The organism is Pedobacter psychrodurus (genome assembly GCF_032678585.1).
GTDB lineage: Bacteria > Bacteroidota > Bacteroidia > Sphingobacteriales > Sphingobacteriaceae > Pedobacter > Pedobacter psychrodurus_A.
Genome location: NZ_JAVTSN010000042.1, coordinates 1 through 15142, shown reverse-complemented (window position 1 = coordinate 15142; position 15142 = coordinate 1). Strand labels below are relative to the sequence as shown.

The window sequence follows — 15142 nt, the reverse complement described above, 5'->3', positions numbered from 1 at the left end:
CAGCAATGTGGCTTCTCACCACCCCCGCGCGCATCAAAAAAACAGCGGCACTTAGTTTTGTGTTCAATATTCATGGAAAATTTGAATTTATGCTAATGAACACAAAACCACTGCGTTTCAGGTTTGGAAGTGGGGTCAGGAATTATTCTGCAACTGTTTTTTTGATTTTCCTGCCACTTGGGATTGACGTCGTTCTTCGGCTTAACTTGTGTTTTTTTTAAGCAAGGCTAGCATGATGCCTAAAAACATGAAACTAATAAAAATATGGCCACACGATGGCTGTGGCTAGTTGGATAAGTGAGGTGAAAACTTATTAATGATATTGCGGTAATCCCTCAGTCCCAACCCGCTTACCGCTTATCGCTTACCGCCTTTCGCTCCGCACTCTACCAAAGTTCACATACAAGCCAGCGCCGATCAGTAAAACTAAAATTAAGGATGCAGCGAATGAGATTTTTTCGCCCACATAATAGGAGGCCGGATGGAAAACAAATTCGATTTTGTGTTTCCCGGCGGCAATTTGTGCACCTCTTAAAATATAATTGACACTGAAATAAGGTTTTTCAATTCCATCGATAAACATTTTCCAGCCTTTGTTGTAATAAATTTCTGAGAATACGGCGGTATTGGTTTGTGGCGAATTGCTTTCATAAACAAGGGTATCGGGCGAGTAACTGGTCAGTTTGATCTCCCCGTTGGGTAAAGTATTGTTAATTGTTGTTTTGTTGATCAGATTGCTGTATTTTTCGTTAATGATGACCTCTTTCTTTGGATCTAAATTGCCCAGGGCCTTCATTTCTGCATCGGCATTTTTTACGAAAGTGATGTGGTTCACAAACCAGGCGTTGCCACAAGCTGCTGGATTGGCCATCGCACGCAACTGTTGACTAGAATCGCTGGTAATGATATACTTGGTATTCAGCATGCCCAGGATATTTGGATTAACACCTTTGGAAAACTGTATTTCTACAATCTCATTGAATTTTTTCAAACGGGCTGCAGAATAACCGCCTATCGATTTATGAAAATAAGGCGTAGTGGCATCGCTCAAAATATCTTTGGTAAGATCGATTACCTTATAGTTTACATCGGTATCCTTCCATATTTCTAAGTCAACTGCCCGGGGTTCGGGTGTGTTGGTAATGGATTTGGCCACAAAACTTTCCTTATTCACATAACGTTTGTCAACCGTGTACAGATCAATCAATACAATCACCGCGATGGCAATAGGGAAAACAGTGAGGCTGAGTTTATCTTTCAGGTATAACCAAAGCAGTGCAAATGCGGCAATGATATAAGCCAATGTTCTGATGGCATCGCTTTGTGCAAGCGATTTCCGGTCTTCAACCAGGGCGTTTCCGATCGTGTTGGCTTCAGGTGAACCGATTTTAAAGGCTGTAGCAATCTGGCCGAGCATTTCGTTATGGTTAGCACTTTTAAATGATAAAAATAGGGTAGGTATTACAGCGATCAGTAGGGTAAAACCTGCCGTAATGTAAAAAGCTGGAAATACTTTTTTGAGCAACAGTTTTTTGTCGCTACTATTGATGACTTCCTGCAGACTTAAGATGGCCAGCATGGGGAAACAAAGGCCAGCCACAGCCAGAATAGACTCTACTGCCCTGAATTTATTGTATAGGGGTACGTGATAAAAAAACAGGTCGGAAAGGTATGGCCAGTTTTTACCGAATGAAAGTAACATGGTAAGAACGATAACCGATAATAGCCACCATTTGATGCTCGATTTAACAATGAAAAGACCAAGCACAAAGAAAAATACAATGATGGCACCGAAATAAAAGGAGCCTTCGGTAAAGGGTTTTTCGCCCCAATAGAGTGCAGGCATACTTTGTGCAATGCCTAATGCCTGGTTATCATCAGCACCCAATGTTTTAAGCGATTTAACAAGGTTAGATTCAGGACTGGTACTCGGTCTTGAACTGCCACCGTAAGCATTGGGGATTAAAAAGGTAATACATTCGCCAACGCCCTGACTCCACTCATAGGCATAATCGCGTGGTAAACCGGTAGTTTTTTTAGTGGTGGTAGCGCTGAGTTCGGAAGTGCCCCTAATGGTTTCCTTTCCATATTCGTAGGTGCTCCATAGGGATGAGGTGTTTACCAATACCGCCAGTATAGTTGCTGCGGCAGAAAAGCCAACAGATTTAAAGAATACCGGGATTGCTTTTGCTCTGATGGCTTTATAACATTCAATCAGCACAAAAAGCAAGATCGCGAGCATGAGGTAATAGGTCATTTGGATATGGTTCGCCCTGATTTCCATGGCCAGGAATGTACTGAGCAGAATGGTCCCTACAAGATATTCTTTTCTGAAAATAAGGATGATCCCAGCGATAACCGGGGCAAAGAAAGCAATGGCGAAAATCTGACTGGAGTGGCCTGCGCCGATGAGGATAATATTATAAGAAGAAAATCCGAAGGCTAAAGCGCCCGCAAAGGATAACCACGGATTGATTTTGAGTACGCAAAACAGCAGATAGGTGCCGAGCAATAGTACCATGAAAATTCCGGTAGGGGCTGGCATGGCATAGCTAATCACTTTAACTATCCAGGTGGTAATGTTTGCCGGATAGGGTGCCCATATCTGGAAAGTGGGCATACCGCCATGGATCTGATTGGTCCATAAAATGGTTTCTCCCTTTTCTTTGTAGCGGTTAATTTCCGTCTGTGTAGATTGTGCCCTGGTTACATCATTCTGTCCCAGGGTTTTGCCCATAAAAGATGGACTGAAAAACAGAAAGCAGATAACGAACAGTAAAAATACAATAAGGATGTGTGTAGAATTCTTGCTAAACCAGTTTTTCATCATGATCGGAATGTTTGAAGGATAAAAATATGATTTTCAATCGAGAATTATTGAATTAGAGAATTAGTGAATGATTGAATGAGAGGATGATTGAATGTGAGAGTTAGAGAATTATTGAATTAGTGAATGATTGATTGAGAGGATGATTGAATTAGTGATGTTGTGCTATAAAAAAAGGCCCTGAAATTAATTCATGGCCTTAATGGTAATTGTCTGTTGCATTTAATCCTAAACGGCAGTGTAGCCACCATCAGAGATGATGTAGCTTCCAGTGGTAAAGGATGATTTGTCGGAACTTAAAAAAGTAACCAAATCTGCAATTTCCTGTGCTGTTCCCAATCTGTTGATGGGGCTTTTTGCAGCGATGGCATCTTGTGCACTTTGATCCAGATTGGCTGATAATAATGGTGTTTCAATATAGCCCGGACCAACTGCGTTACAACGGATGTTTTTTTGTGCATATTCTGCAGCGATATTTTTGGTAAGGCCGACTACGGCATGTTTCGAAGCGGTATAAGCAGGACTGTTCGGTGCAGCCACCTGGCCATGTATAGAAGCAATGTTGATGATGGAGCCACCACCATTTTTCTCCATTTGTTCCAATTGGTAACGGCAGGCATAAAATACACCATTCAGGTTCAACGCAATTACGCGGTCCCATTCTTCTGGTTCGTATTCGCCGGTGGGTTTGGCAGGACCACCCATACCTGCATTGTTGCAGGCAATATCCAGTCGGCCATATTGCGCAACTACCTTTTCTACTATGGTTTTGTTTTCTTCTGCCTTTGATGAATCGGCTGTTATGGCAAAGGCATCACCGCCAGCATCTTTAATTAATTTAACAGTTTCTTCAGCATGTGCGCCATTGATATCGGCTACTGCAACTTTAGCACCTTCTTTCGCATAAGTAATGGCAATTGCCCGTCCGATTCCTGAACCCGCTCCCGAAACAACGGCTACTTTATTTTCTAATATAGACATGATTATTTTTTTTATTATAAAAGGAACGGGTGAGGTAATAAAATGTTTGTCAGCTGAAAGTGTTTTAACATACTAGCTTAAAATCGATGTTGACCTAGTTAAAACAAGAAATGCCATTGTACGTTTATTTGTTAAGATTAGCTTAATGTCTGAAAAATGGATTTAAACGAAAATGATACCTGGTCGGCCGCTCAGTACAGCAAATTTGAAAAAGAACGGAACCGCCCGGTAATGGATTTACTTGAGCACATCCCTGCAACTGATGTGAAGAATGCTGTAGATATTGGCTGTGGACCAGGAAACTCAACAGAACTGTTACAGGCAAAATATCCTGATGCTGTGGTTTCGGGGATAGACAGTTCGGCCGATATGGTTGCCGCTGCGAAAAAACGTATGCCCAATAACAGCTTTGAACTTGCTGATATTACGCAATGGAGAGCTGAGGGAACTTATGATGTGATATTTGCCAATGCTGCGTTGCAATGGGTTCCTGATCATGCTACACTGTTTCCAAACCTGATTGGTAAATTAAACAATGGCGGTTCGCTTGCTGTGCAGATGCCAGATAATTTTGAGGAACCCACACACCGTTTAATGCGCGCCATTGCCAGCGAAGATCGTTGGGAAGGTAAACTGATTTCGGCCTCGAAACGGGTTGCAAGAGAAGGTGCGGAATGGTATTATGAAAATTTGCGGAATAAAGTAAACTCACTCGATATCTGGCGGACGATTTATTTTCATCCGTTACAAGGTGGGGTGAAGGGGATAGTGGAATGGTTGAAAGGAACTGGGTTACGGCCCTATCTGAATGCACTTGACACTGCTGAACAAGTACTTTTTATAGATCGATTTGAAAAAGAGCTTGCAAAAGCTTACCCGGTATTTGATGACGGTGTGGTGTTATTGCCTTATCCGAGGTTGTTTATTGTGGCTACTCGTTAGATGATTATAACCCACAACAAAGATCTAACTCGGCTTTGTTGTGGGCCTGATTTTTCTATTTTAAATGTGATAACTGCCCTGATAGTTTTTTAGGTACTTTTTAAGTTCGAGCCGGGCCTGATGGATGCGTGTTTTTACTGTTCCCAGCGGGATATCGAGCTCTTCGGCAATTTCATGGTATTTATAACCTTCAAAATACCGTTGAAAGGGAATGCTAAGGGCTGGAGGTATACTATTCAGCGCCCGTTGGATATCGCTGATTACAAAACCCGATTCAGAAGCATTGCGCGAGGAGCTCTTGAGGAGCTGAGCACTCGAAATTTCTTCTTCAGTGGTTACCGTTTCGCTTCTCTTTTTGTTAGAACGGTAGTTGTTGATAAAGGTATTCCGCATAATCACATAGAGCCAACCCTTTATATTGGTGCCCTGATCAAAATTATGGCAGAAACGGATCCCCTTAAGCAAGGTATCTTGTACCAGGTCTTTCGCCTCATCCGGGTCTTTGGTAAATTGCATGGCATGCGAATGCAGGGATGATGCATGTGCGTTTGCAGCTAAGCTGAATTCATTTTGATTCATCGTTTTCTTTGTTAGGGCCTTTATAAATCAATTCAGTACGCTGGATCTAATGTTGTTGTAAGGTTTAGATCCTATATTGTCAGTAATATTGAACGGATTAACAACATAAGATTGATTTGGTTTAAGTATTTCTCTTAAAAAATGTAAATACAGTATTTATACGGGGGAGAAAGATTAATTATTGAATGAGAGAATGATTGCATTAGTGATTGAATTATTGAATGAGCTAATGATTGAATTAGTGATTGAGAGAATGATTGAATTATTGATTGAATGATTGAATTTAGCGATCGCCTAAGGTGACTAAGGTGGTGAGAAAATTAATAGAATGGATGAATTATTGAATGAAAGAATGACTGATTGTCATAAGTAAGATAAGAATAATAACTCATGCTTCAAGGCGGTTTCGTGGTTAAACAGCACCTCCTGAGGCATGAGCTTGTTTTTAATGGTGGTTTAATTGGAAATGCTGATTGCCTTTTTTATTCCGTCAGGATTGTTTAACTGGTCGATCATAAAATCGGCTACATCTGCTCTGCTGATTTTAAGGCTGAGTTTTTTAAATGCACCGTCAAAGCCCACAACATACTGTTTGGTAATTTCGCCATCCGTAAAAGCGCTAGGTCTCACAATGGTATAATCGAGATCACATTCTAGAAGATATTGCTCCTGAACTTCATGATCCTTAAATGCCTTCTTTAAGAAAAAGCCGAACATGATGTATTTCCAAACAAAATCTAAATTACCCGCACTGCTGCCCAAACCGAGGGTGGTTTGACAGATCAATCTTTTAACATTGGCTTTTTTCATGCCCTCGATGATGTTCTTCGTGCCGATGGCCCTTACTTTGCCCGCTCTTCCATCTCCGATGGCGCATAACACAGCATCTTGATTGGTGATGGCCACTGTTACCGCATTGCTATCCGCGAGGTCGCCTTCGAAAATGTTTAAATTCCCGTGTTTCAGGGTTTTAAGTTTACCGGCACTTCGTGAAAAAGCCGTTACGTAATGGCCTTTGGCCAATGCATTTTTTACAAGGTGGATGCCGACACTTCCTGTGGCTCCGAAAATAACTAGTTTCATTTGTATATCATTTAAAGTTTATACAAACAAATGTCGTGAGGAGCAAGGAGGCAGAATAGAAAAAAAACGACAGTTGAAATTAATTTACTGTCGGATAAATGCATTGGGTGTTTTACCCGTATAAGCTTTAAAAACCTTGATAAAGTGCGATTGGTCGGAAAAACCATTCTCGTAAACAATATCGGTGAGTTTGGTGAAATCTTTATAGTTGAGCTGTTCTAAGGAGGATTGAAACTGGATCACTTTGGCAAACTGTTTTGGCGATAGTCCTGTTTCTGCGAAAAACCGACGTTCAAGTGTCCGGCTGTTGATGTGGTGTGATTTTGCGATGTTGATGATGTTTTCAGTTCCCTTTTCTTTGATGATGGATTTGATAACCTGAAGAATCTTATAATCGAGGTTCTGTTTTTTCAGGATAAATAACTGGAATAAAAAGTGACTCAGACATTCTACCCGCTGATTGATATCGGTTAAGGAGAGCAACGTGGCTGAGAGGGCGTTCACATCAAAATCCTTCACTTCGCTTAGGTCGTAACAGTTATCGTTGATGCTAACGGGCGTGATGTTAAAAAAGCCTTTCAGTAAAAAAGGGTAGAGCTGAAAAACAATAATACGGTAGGCACCACTCATTTCCAATTCGATCGGCTTTAAGGTTTGCCCATATAGAAACAGGTTAGGCATCAGCTTTTTATGCGGATTAACAATCAGTCCTGCTGGGCTTTGATGAAACATGAGTCCGGGGTAGCCATCTGCAAAAAACGGCAAACATGTTTTTACAGCGGTATCGCTACTCTCAAATACCAATATGTCCTTCACAAAAAGAGATATATCTTTATTTGGCGCTATACTTTGGAAATTCATATCCGTCGTGTTTTTATGTAAATTAAGATAAATTGAATGGAATATGGAGGATGTGTGATGTAAAATGGATGATGGAATACCAGGTGAAACAAATTAGTTGACTTTATTACCCCATTATGGATAAACTTTTTTACTCAGCTATTATCTTTGAAAAAGGAATACCTAAAACAACAACAACACTAGAAAATGCCAGCTACCCCAATAAAAATAAACCCCTCCAGTATCGATTTTTTGGAGCAATTGAAAAAAAACAATAACCGCGAATGGTTTAACGAGCGTAAATCTGAATTTCTATCCGAACAAGCGCATATCGAAGATTTTGCCGCTGCATTATTAACCGAACTTAATCTTCATGACGTAATTGAAACGCCATCAGGCAAAAAGAGTTTATACCGTATTTATCGCGATACCCGTTTTTCTTTAGATAAAACACCATATAAAACACATTGGAGCGGTAGTTTTAAACGCGCAGGCAAAAGCAGGCGTGGTGGTTATTATTTCCATATTGAAAAAGGAAACAGTTTTGTTGGTGGTGGTTTTTGGGGTCCATCTCCAGCCGACTTAAAGCTGATTAGAGACGACATTGCTTTTGATGCCCAACCGCTACGCGATATTTTGAGCAGCAAAGATTTTGTTTCGGCCTTTGGGAGTTTAGCCGGCGAACAATTAAAAACTACACCTAAAGGTTTCGAAGCCGAACACCCTGATATCGATCTTTTGCGTTTTAAGCAATTCCTGTTAGTTAAAAGATTTGATGATGCAGCAGTACTTAAAGATGATTTTGTATATCAAATGGGGCAGGGCTTTAAGGCCATGAGACCGTTTTTTGATTACATGAGCAGTGTGTTGAGTGGTGATGCGAACGGAGAGTAGTTCGATTGGTCTTGGTTAATCGGTTAACTGTTTAATTGGTCAATTGACGCCAAACGCCAAACGCCCAGCTCGGCCTGGTTAATCGGTTAATTGTTTGAACCGTTTAATTGACTATGGACTACCGACTCCGGACTTTGGACTGTCAGTTGGTTATTGTTTTTTGATTATTGGTGATTGAACATTTGAAATTAAAAACAGAAGGCCCAAGTTCGATACACTCATGCCTTCTGTTGTTTACTTATGATTTAAGGCTCATTCCGCCGTCCATTACAATTTCTGCCCCTGTGATAAATGTAGCCGCTTCTCCGCAGAAGAAAGCCACCATTTTGGCTACATTTTCCGATTTGCCGATTTTTTTAAGTGGAATACGGCTGATCATCCACTGGTTCAATTCTACCAATTGCTCTTCGTTCAGTCCTTTTTTATTCATAATCTCTGTAGCTGTTGGGCCCGGACTTACACTGTTTACGCGGATCTGGCGTGGTGCTAATTCTACTGCTGCAATGCGCATAATGGAGTTCAGTGCGGCCTTGCTCGAAGAGTAGATCGAACTGTTAGGGAAATCCATGCTTGCAGTGTTTGAAGATAGAAATACAACAGAACCCCCATCATTTAATAAAGGGATGAATTTGCTAAGGGTGAAATAAGCTCCTTTAAAATTGATATCAAAAATGGTATCAAATATTTTTTCAGTGGCGTCTGCTATGCTGGTCTGTTCAACTACACCTGCATTGATAAATAGGATATCAATTTTACCGAAGTTTTTTTCTACCTCGCTTGCCAACCCCTCAATTGCCGTAATCTGACTTTGATCGGCCACAAAGCCTGTAACCCCAAGTTCTGCGGCAGCTTTCTCAATGGCATCTTTTCTTCTGCCAGTAATGATGACTTCTGCACCTTGTTCTTTTAATTCTTTTGCGGTGGCGTAGCCGATGCCGCTATTTCCGCCGGTAACCAGCGCTATTTTTCCTGCTAAATTGTTCATGATGAAAAAAAAATATTTTATACCGACAAAAGTATGGAGTTGTTGGTATACTTTTGTAAGTAGTATAACGGAGTATACCAGTATGGAAACAGAAAAAAGAAATCAGATGGCGGCAGAAGTGCTGGCTAATCCACGCAATCAGCAAGAAGAAATACAGGCTTTGCAGGATACATTGTATGTTTTGGGTGGGAAATGGAAGCTGCCGATTATCAATTCGATCTGCAACGGCAATAAACGTTTTAGGGATATTGAACGAAGTATCCCAGGCATTACCACAAGAATGCTTTCGAAAGAATTAAAAGAGATGACCGCAAATCAACTGATCAAAAGAACGGTTACTGACGATACACCTGTAAGCATCGAATATACTTCTACCGATTATTGCAGATCATTCGGAGATATTATTCTCGAAATGATTAAATGGGGAAAAGAGCATAGGCTAAGGTTGAAGAGGAGGGGTTAGTTCATTGGTTCATTAGTCATTAGTTCATTAGTCTGGTTAATCGGTTAATTGTTTGAACCGGTTAATTGACTATGGACTACCGACTCCGGACTGTTTATAGGTTAGTTGTTCAAATCGGTTAATTGACTCCAAACGCCAAACTCTCAACTCCAAACTCAGACTGGTTAATCGGTTAATTGTTGAAATCGGTTAACTGACTCCCAGCTCCAAACTCCCAGCTCCAAACTAATCTGGTTAATCGACTTGGGACTTCAGACTTCCGACTCCGGACTCTCTTCAACTATTCACTACTTCGAAACCACCGTACATGGCCATTTCGGCAGAGTGATGAACCGTTAATTTTAATTTCATGCGCTCGATCAATTCTTTTGCGAAGGTAATGCTTCTGTGCACATCGTTATTGCCTCTTATTTCAATTCCGCGGGCCAACATTTTAAACTTATTTGGCTCGAACTTTTCGATGAATTTCTGTAGATCAGTACTGATTGGAGTATCTGTGTTTTTCATATAAATAGTTTTGATGATGGGTATAAGCAGATAAACAGTGTATTTGTTTGACATGATTTATCAACAAAGAGTGGTTTCTAAACAAAACTGTAATTTTTTATCTGGATTGAGTTGATAGTGAGGGTGTTCTGGCTGGTCGATTTTTTTAGACTTTTTTTCGAATGATTTTCATTTTATTGCGCAGCGCCAACATTCGAATTTCTATCGTGGTAAATACGCTTTATTACAGTATCGGTAAAAAAGCAAAACCTTCGACCAAAATTATGGGTTGTACCTGCAGAACTAACAGCATATACCATGAAAAAAAATGAAACTGGTGGCGATCCAAAATTCGCGACCAAAACAACCACACAGGACGCACCTGCTTTGCACGAACTTTTCAAAGATGCTATTGCTGATCTCTATTGGGCCGAAAACCATTTGGTAAAGGCCCTGCCTAAAATGATTTCAGCAGCAACTGCCCCTGAACTTAAAAATGCCATCACCTCACATCTCGAAGAAACCAAAGGACATGTTACCCGGTTAGAACAGGTGTTTGAGTTATTGGGAGAAAAAGCTATTGCCAAAAAGTGCGATGCCATGGAAGGACTTAGCAAAGAGGCGGAAGGAATTGTTGAAGAAACGGAAGCTGGTACGGCCACACGCGATGTTGGAATTATCCTGGCTTCGCAAAAAGTTGAACATTATGAAATTGCCAGTTATGGCGGTCTGTTTCAATTGGCCACCACACTTGGGCTCACCGAAATCGCCGATATCTTAGAACAAACACTCGCTGAAGAAAAGCTCGCCGATAGCAAACTAACCGATATAGCAGAAAACGAAATTAATTATAAAGCAGCTGAAGAAGCTTAAGGGAAATAAAATGGCTAAGAAAACATCAGATAAAGCAAGTACACCGCTACAGCAAGAAAATGATAAAACCAGAAAACTGGAATCATTTGTTGCTGATGCCAGTGGTGAGTTGATGACCACGAACCATGGTTTAAAAATTAACGACGATCAAAATTCACTTAAGGCAGGAGAACGTGGAGCAACGCTTCTCGAAGATTTTATCCTTAGGGAAAAAATCACGCATTTTGATCATGAGCGGATACCGGAAAGAATTGTACACGCCAGGGGATCAGCAGCACACGGCGTTTTTAAGGTGTATGAAGATATGTCGGAATTAACGCGCGCAGCTTTTTTATGCGATCCGGGTGCCGAAACACCAGTATTTGTGCGGTTTTCGACCGTAGCAGGTTCTCGGGGATCAAGCGATCTGGCCAGGGATGTAAGGGGTTTTGCTGTAAAATTTTACACCCAGGAAGGTAATTTTGATTTGGTTGGAAACAATATGCCGGTATTCTTTATTCAGGACGCACTTAAATTTCCTGATCTGATACATGCCGTAAAACCCGAACCGGATAACGAAATGCCACAGGCGGCTTCGGCGCACGATACTTTTTGGGATTTTATTGCACAGATGCCTGAATCAGCACACATGGTGATGTGGGCCATGAGCGATAGGGCATTACCCCGAAGTTACCGCATGATGGAGGGTTTTGGCGTGCATACCTTTAGGTTTGTAAATGCTAAAGGCGTGGCCAGCTTTGTTAAGTTTCACTGGAAACCCTTATTAGGCGTACACGCTGTAGCCTGGGATGAAGCCCAGAATATTTCGGGTAAAGATCCTGATTTCCACCGTCGCGACCTTTGGGATGCCATCGAAGCAGGTGCTTTTCCAGAGTGGGAACTTGGTGTGCAGATTGTTCCTGAAGCCGATGAGTTTAAATTTGAATTTGATCTTTTAGATCCGACCAAGCTGATTCCCGAAGAACTGGTTCCTGTGCAACGTATTGGAAAAATGACACTGAACCGGAATCCGGATAACTTTTTTGCAGAAACAGAGCAGGTGGCCTTCCATGTAGGGCATGTGGTTCCAGGTATCGATTTTACCAATGATCCATTGTTACAGGGCAGGTTATTTTCGTATACCGATACACAGCTGCTCCGTTTGGGTGGTCCTAATTTTCATGAGATTCCGATTAACCGCCCGGTGGTTCCAGTGCACAACAACCAGCGTGACGGGCATATGCGCCAAACGATTAATAGGGGTAAAACCAGCTATGGTCCAAACGCTATTGGCAATAACGATCCACAACAGGTGAAAGCAGCCGATGGTGGTTTTGTAAGTTACAACGAACGCATTGATGCTAGGAAAGTAAGGGCGAGGAGCAGAAGCTTTTTTGATCATTTTTCTCAAGCTACATTGTTTTTCAATAGCCAGAGTGATGCGGAGAAAAACCATATTATCGATGCCTTAAGTTTTGAGCTTGGTAAAGTTAAGACTGTGTCCATCAGAGAAAGGATGCTTGCTGTTTTAGCACAGATAGATAAAGGACTGGCAGCTGAGGTGGCTTTTGCGCTAGGCTTGCACATTCCTAAAATCCCGTTGGAAGAATTAAACAACAGTTTACCTGCAGATGGAGACCGTGCGGATTACGCCTCATTAAATCCTAAAGGAAGTTTAGCCAAATCTGAAGCTTTAAGTATGGCTGGTACAATAAAAAATACCATTAAAACCAGAAAAATAGCCATCCTGGCGGCCGATGGTGTAGATGGAAAGTCGTTAAGTAGAGTGAAAGACGCGTTGGTTGCTGAAGGCGCCGTTGTATATATTATTGCGCCTAAATTGGGCCAGATCTTATCTAAAGAAGATCAGCAGATTACGCCTGATGAAAGCTTTTTAACAGCTGCTTCAGTGTTGTACGATGCGGTATATGTTCCAGGTGGGGGCAACTCGGTGGCTACATTAGAAGCAGAGGCCAATGCCATACATTTTTTAAATGAAGCATTTAAGCATTGCAAAGCCATTGCGGCAGATGAAGAAGCACTTCAGGTATTATCATCGACCTATTTTTTCAAAAAACTGCCCGCTGAATATTCGGAAGAAACCGTGTTGCGGGAAGGGGTGTTGGTAGGAAAAGACTTAAAAACACTTTCAGCTACTTTTATAAAAATGATTGCATTGCACCGTTTCTGGGACAGGGAGAATCCGAGAAAAATTCCTGCTTAATCTAAAAATTGAAGTTGTATCATGGGCGAAGGCTTTGCCTTCGCCTAAAATATAAATATACGATGGAAAAAGATCAATTGAACCATGATATTGTACCTGCCCAATATATGGGTAGCAGTATGGATGTTTCGGAAGAATGGATTGGTGCCTCAACAGATGAAGCTACAAAACGCTTTAATGAGGCTTCTGCTAAACTGTTAACAGTAAATGAATGGGGTAACTATGCAGGGATATCGGCATTTCAGCTTATTGATATACATGGCATTAAAGCTGATAGGGAAGCTCAGGAAGGCGATTTTATCAGGATCGATATTCCGGGGCCAGGTACACAGGCCGGACATGGCTACGATTGGGTAGTGATTATTGATATCAAAAACATTAACGAATACGACCATCAGTTGCTCGCGTTAACGGTAAGGCCTAGCGCACATCCACTTGCACAGAACGGAGATACCGCCCATTTTCTAAAAGATGCAGCAACCTCTACCTTTCTGATCAAAAGAGACGGACTCCGTGTAACCGCTGAGGAACATGGCCGCAATGAGGTGCCCAATACTACTGAAGGAAGTTTATACGACAAAGGGAGAAATTTTGTGGTGGGCATGGCCGCTAAACTTGGCCTTTCTTATCCACAATGGAAAAGTTTGGTTAAAGGTTTGTTAAAAAATTAAACCTGAATATGCGCTTGTAACATCTCTATACCAACTTCATTACCCTGTAATGCGGCAAACTCAATTGCACGTTGACCATTTTGATCCACAACTAGGGTGTCAGCTCCGTTTTCTAACAATAACCTTAATACTTCGTTTCTGCCAAACATGGCGGCAAACATTAGTGCGGTACCACCATTGCCGTGCTGGAGATTTAGGTTGGCGCCGTTTTCGATAAGCATTTTGGCGATTAAAGGATAACCTTTAAAGCTTACACCCATTAGGGCTGTATTGCCGCCAAAATCAGCTGCATCAATGTCCGCTCCCGCATCAATCAATACTTTAGCAGCTTCCAGCTGATTGTTGTAACAGGCAATAATTAAAGGGGTATAACCTTTTTCATCCCGATGGTTTAAATCAGCACCTCTGCGGACCAATTCTTTTAGTACTTCAAGCTCGCCTAATCTGGCAGCTGGAATAATCAAATCATTTATATGCTCCATATTTTCTACAACCTTTATTCATGCGTAAAGTTTTAAAATCAATAATTTAGGTTGCGTTAAAATTTTATTTATTTTTTTTAAAACAATTTAAAACACATGGCGTTTAGTATGTAGTTTGTTTGGTTAGTTTTATAGGTGGATGCTTATAGAACATCATTATATAGCCTCATAGTAATATGGGGCTTTCTCTTTTCCCAAATTTTTTCCCAGAACATTCTTCTTTTGGAAGAGAAAAACACAATCATTAAAAATTTTACTAAAGTTGTAAGATATTCTAAACTATTCCGATTAAAGTACTGTTCTTACTTTAAATTATCTACAATACATTATGGAAAATCAAGAAAAAACAGTAGAGGTTCTTAACGACCTGATTCAGATTAATAACGATAGGGCAGATGGCTTTGATAAAGCCAGTGCAGATTTGAAAGACGAGAATATAGATTTAAAAGCGACTTTTAATAAATTATCATCCGATAGCAGAGCAAATGTAACTGAACTTGCTGGTTTGGTAGGTAGAAATGGCGAAAACCCAGATACCGGTAATACTATTTTAGGAAGTTTACACCGTGCATGGATCGATATTAAAGCAAGTTTTGGTGGCGACGACAGACACAGTATTTTAGCAGAATGCGAACGTGGGGAGGATGCGATCAAAAAAGCTTACCGCGATGCACTTCAGGAAAATGAGTTGGGCGAAAATATCAGATCCGTACTGTTAAAACAACAGGAAGGTATTAATATCAGTCATGATGCCATTAAAGCATTGAGAGATGCCCATGCTGCATTATAAGATTATAAAATAACAAGAAGCCGTTCCGATGTAAAATCGGGAC

At 41.0% G+C, this 15142-nt stretch carries 15 protein-coding genes; 7 read left to right on the top strand and 8 right to left on the bottom strand.

Annotation, left to right across the window (positions count from 1 at the left end):
- Positions 1 to 364 precede the first annotated feature (364 nt).
- Entirely contained in the window at positions 365 to 2830 is a 2466-nt protein-coding gene (locus tag R2S57_RS23130) for a YfhO family protein (protein ID WP_316847315.1), read from the bottom strand.
- A gap of 225 nt (positions 2831 to 3055) precedes the next feature.
- Positions 3056 to 3808 carry a glucose 1-dehydrogenase gene (locus R2S57_RS23125; RefSeq protein ID WP_316847314.1) on the bottom strand — a complete coding sequence of 251 codons (753 nt, stop codon included), beginning with the start codon at positions 3806 to 3808 and terminating at the stop codon, positions 3056 to 3058.
- A gap of 156 nt (positions 3809 to 3964) precedes the next feature.
- On the opposite strand from R2S57_RS23125, the gene tam reads away from it, so the two are divergent.
- Positions 3965 to 4750 (top strand): trans-aconitate 2-methyltransferase, encoded by a 786-nt coding sequence (gene tam, locus R2S57_RS23120; protein WP_316847313.1) that lies wholly within the window; start codon positions 3965 to 3967, stop codon positions 4748 to 4750.
- A gap of 60 nt (positions 4751 to 4810) precedes the next feature.
- On the opposite strand, the gene R2S57_RS23115 is transcribed toward tam, so the two are convergent.
- The 3 genes from R2S57_RS23115 to R2S57_RS23105 all read right to left on the bottom strand — a co-directional run bounded on the left by R2S57_RS23115 (position 4811) and on the right by R2S57_RS23105 (position 7273).
- Positions 4811 to 5329, bottom strand: a complete 519-nt coding sequence (locus R2S57_RS23115; RefSeq protein ID WP_316847312.1) for a sigma-70 family RNA polymerase sigma factor — start codon at positions 5327 to 5329, stop codon at positions 4811 to 4813.
- Between the two features lie 456 nt (positions 5330 to 5785).
- The gene (locus R2S57_RS23110; RefSeq protein ID WP_316847311.1) at positions 5786 to 6412 is read right to left on the bottom strand and encodes an SDR family oxidoreductase; all 627 of its coding nucleotides are present in this window, start codon (positions 6410 to 6412) and stop codon (positions 5786 to 5788) included.
- 84 nt (positions 6413 to 6496) lie between these two features.
- A complete protein-coding gene (locus tag R2S57_RS23105; protein WP_316847310.1) occupies positions 6497 to 7273 on the bottom strand; it encodes a helix-turn-helix domain-containing protein in 777 nt (258 codons plus the stop codon).
- A 186-nt stretch (positions 7274 to 7459) separates the two neighbouring features.
- Between R2S57_RS23105 and R2S57_RS23100 the strand changes: the two genes are divergently transcribed.
- Positions 7460 to 8146: a DUF2461 domain-containing protein gene (locus tag R2S57_RS23100; RefSeq protein ID WP_316847309.1), complete on the top strand. Its 687-nt coding sequence runs from the start codon at positions 7460 to 7462 to the stop codon at positions 8144 to 8146.
- Positions 8147 to 8384: 238 nt separating this feature from the next.
- Here R2S57_RS23100 and R2S57_RS23095 read toward each other — a convergent pair whose 3' ends face one another.
- Positions 8385 to 9131 (bottom strand): SDR family oxidoreductase, encoded by a 747-nt coding sequence (locus tag R2S57_RS23095; RefSeq protein WP_316847308.1) that lies wholly within the window; start codon positions 9129 to 9131, stop codon positions 8385 to 8387.
- An 82-nt stretch (positions 9132 to 9213) separates the two neighbouring features.
- Here R2S57_RS23095 and R2S57_RS23090 point away from each other — a divergent pair, with 82 nt between their 5' ends.
- Positions 9214 to 9594, top strand: a complete 381-nt coding sequence (locus R2S57_RS23090; protein WP_316847307.1) for a helix-turn-helix domain-containing protein — start codon at positions 9214 to 9216, stop codon at positions 9592 to 9594.
- 276 nt (positions 9595 to 9870) lie between these two features.
- On the opposite strand, the gene R2S57_RS23085 is transcribed toward R2S57_RS23090, so the two are convergent.
- On the bottom strand, positions 9871 to 10101 hold the full coding sequence (locus tag R2S57_RS23085) for a hypothetical protein (protein WP_316847306.1): 231 nt from the start codon (positions 10099 to 10101) through the stop codon (positions 9871 to 9873).
- 297 nt (positions 10102 to 10398) lie between these two features.
- Between R2S57_RS23085 and R2S57_RS23080 the strand changes: the two genes are divergently transcribed.
- The 3 genes from R2S57_RS23080 to R2S57_RS23070 all read left to right on the top strand — a co-directional run bounded on the left by R2S57_RS23080 (position 10399) and on the right by R2S57_RS23070 (position 13827).
- Entirely contained in the window at positions 10399 to 10953 is a 555-nt protein-coding gene (locus R2S57_RS23080) for a ferritin-like domain-containing protein (protein ID WP_316847305.1), read from the top strand.
- Between the two features lie 10 nt (positions 10954 to 10963).
- Positions 10964 to 13156: a catalase gene (locus R2S57_RS23075; RefSeq protein ID WP_316847304.1), complete on the top strand. Its 2193-nt coding sequence runs from the start codon at positions 10964 to 10966 to the stop codon at positions 13154 to 13156.
- Between the two features lie 62 nt (positions 13157 to 13218).
- Positions 13219 to 13827, top strand: a complete 609-nt coding sequence (locus tag R2S57_RS23070; RefSeq protein WP_316847303.1) for a hypothetical protein — start codon at positions 13219 to 13221, stop codon at positions 13825 to 13827.
- On the opposite strand, the gene R2S57_RS23065 is transcribed toward R2S57_RS23070, so the two are convergent.
- Positions 13824 to 14309 (bottom strand): ankyrin repeat domain-containing protein, encoded by a 486-nt coding sequence (locus R2S57_RS23065; protein ID WP_316847302.1) that lies wholly within the window; start codon positions 14307 to 14309, stop codon positions 13824 to 13826. The genes R2S57_RS23070 and R2S57_RS23065 overlap by 4 nt on opposite strands.
- Before the next feature lie 328 nt (positions 14310 to 14637).
- On the opposite strand from R2S57_RS23065, the gene R2S57_RS23060 reads away from it, so the two are divergent.
- Positions 14638 to 15099, top strand: a complete 462-nt coding sequence (locus tag R2S57_RS23060; protein WP_316847301.1) for a PA2169 family four-helix-bundle protein — start codon at positions 14638 to 14640, stop codon at positions 15097 to 15099.
- Positions 15100 to 15142 lie beyond the last annotated feature (43 nt).

Bases quoted from the DNA above. Each gene is read 5' to 3' on its own strand.
- R2S57_RS23130 (WP_316847315.1), bottom strand. From the start codon at position 2,830: ATGATGAAAAACTGGTTTAGCAAGAATTCTACACACATCCTTATTGTA.
- R2S57_RS23125 (WP_316847314.1), bottom strand. From the start codon at position 3,808: ATGTCTATATTAGAAAATAAAGTAGCCGTTGTTTCGGGAGCGGGTTCA.
- tam (WP_316847313.1), top strand. From the start codon at position 3,965: ATGGATTTAAACGAAAATGATACCTGGTCGGCCGCTCAGTACAGCAAA.
- R2S57_RS23115 (WP_316847312.1), bottom strand. From the start codon at position 5,329: ATGAATCAAAATGAATTCAGCTTAGCTGCAAACGCACATGCATCATCC.
- R2S57_RS23110 (WP_316847311.1), bottom strand. From the start codon at position 6,412: ATGAAACTAGTTATTTTCGGAGCCACAGGAAGTGTCGGCATCCACCTT.
- R2S57_RS23105 (WP_316847310.1), bottom strand. From the start codon at position 7,273: ATGAATTTCCAAAGTATAGCGCCAAATAAAGATATATCTCTTTTTGTG.
- R2S57_RS23100 (WP_316847309.1), top strand. From the start codon at position 7,460: ATGCCAGCTACCCCAATAAAAATAAACCCCTCCAGTATCGATTTTTTG.
- R2S57_RS23095 (WP_316847308.1), bottom strand. From the start codon at position 9,131: ATGAACAATTTAGCAGGAAAAATAGCGCTGGTTACCGGCGGAAATAGC.
- R2S57_RS23090 (WP_316847307.1), top strand. From the start codon at position 9,214: ATGGAAACAGAAAAAAGAAATCAGATGGCGGCAGAAGTGCTGGCTAAT.
- R2S57_RS23085 (WP_316847306.1), bottom strand. From the start codon at position 10,101: ATGAAAAACACAGATACTCCAATCAGTACTGATCTACAGAAATTCATC.
- R2S57_RS23080 (WP_316847305.1), top strand. From the start codon at position 10,399: ATGAAAAAAAATGAAACTGGTGGCGATCCAAAATTCGCGACCAAAACA.
- R2S57_RS23075 (WP_316847304.1), top strand. From the start codon at position 10,964: ATGGCTAAGAAAACATCAGATAAAGCAAGTACACCGCTACAGCAAGAA.
- R2S57_RS23070 (WP_316847303.1), top strand. From the start codon at position 13,219: ATGGAAAAAGATCAATTGAACCATGATATTGTACCTGCCCAATATATG.
- R2S57_RS23065 (WP_316847302.1), bottom strand. From the start codon at position 14,309: ATGGAGCATATAAATGATTTGATTATTCCAGCTGCCAGATTAGGCGAG.
- R2S57_RS23060 (WP_316847301.1), top strand. From the start codon at position 14,638: ATGGAAAATCAAGAAAAAACAGTAGAGGTTCTTAACGACCTGATTCAG.